1 protein-coding gene is annotated in these 1282 nt (G+C 45.2%); it reads right to left on the minus strand.

All coding sequences use genetic code 11. The annotated features are described in order from the left end of the window. The coding region (locus R7Q47_RS25025) for a cache domain-containing protein (RefSeq protein ID WP_318090008.1) at window positions 1-1059 on the minus strand (1059 nt) is incomplete at its 3' end. Window positions 1060-1282 lie beyond the last annotated feature (223 nt).

A 1282-nucleotide genomic window follows, 5' to 3' on the forward strand; every position in this document is an offset into this window, starting at 1 on the left:
CTGGGCTTCGGTGACCTGATCGTTCGCATCGTCAATGGCCTGCGCAGTGGCATTTGTATTGCTCGCGACTTCTTTTGCCGTCATGCTCATCTCTGTTACGGCTGTCACCACTTTATCCGTTTCCAAACAGTGACTCTGCATTTGACCGCTCGCTGTGCGCGTTTGATCATTCAGTTCTTCAGAAACTGTTTGAACGGCAGAAGCAGATTGATGAATGTCCTGCATCAGTGGGTGAAGTTTATCCATAAACTCATTAAAGGCAGCCGCGACTTCGCCAACTTCGTCTTTACTTTCCACTTTTAGACGCGCAGTTAAGTCACCGCCACCCGCAGCAACATCTTTGAGAGAATCGGCGACGTGCTGAAGTGGTTTAATGCCTTTCGAAACAGCAATGCTGGTTAAGATGCTGGTAATAATCAGGCCAATCACCGAGATTGTCACCGCAGATAAAGTGTGTTGATTTAACTCTTGCGTGCGCAATTCACGCTGCATGGCAACTTGTTGGTCGATGTCATCAATGTAGATCCCAGTACCAAGCACCCAGTCCCATTTTTGTAGATACTCAGCGTAACCCAATTTCGGTGCCTGAGCGTTGATGGTTGGTTTGTGCCAAGAGAAATATAAAAAACCATCGCCTTTTTGCGACGCATCAATCAAGCCAGCAATCACCGCTACGCCATTTTCATCTTTAAGGTCATACAGATTTTTACCTTCCAGCGACGGTTTGATGGCATGTAAGGTATTGATACCTTGAGAATCATATGCGAAAAAGTACCCATCACTTTCAAAGCGCATCGCTTTTAAGATTTCTTTCGCCGCTTGTTTATTACTGCCATTAACGTCAGAGTCATACAGCGGCTTAATCGCCGTTACACCCATCATCATGTAGGCTTTTAGCTCTTTCTTACGCGCATCAATCAGCTCCTGTCTGTCTCGGACGAGCTCCGCCTCCAAACTCTTACTGCTGTTGATGTAATACACCACAGAGATCAATGTCGTGATCAACAACAGAGGAATTAAGGTTATCAGCAGCAATTTGTTTCGACTTTTCAACACCATGTTTGTACCACCTCTTTTTTCTTTTCAATCTTGCAAAATCAGCTCAAATTGTCTGTGAGATAGGCGGGAGTTTTTTCTCCACTTGCGTAACTAATGCCGCGGAGTTTGATGTGGATTTGATTTGCTTGGGTGCTGAAACAGTCCGTTATGCTAAACTCGCTGCCAGAAAAATTGGAGATCTCACATGCAAACACTAGCAGGAAAGAAAATTCTACTCGGCATG

The organism is Vibrio sp. Vb0349 (assembly GCF_033338975.1).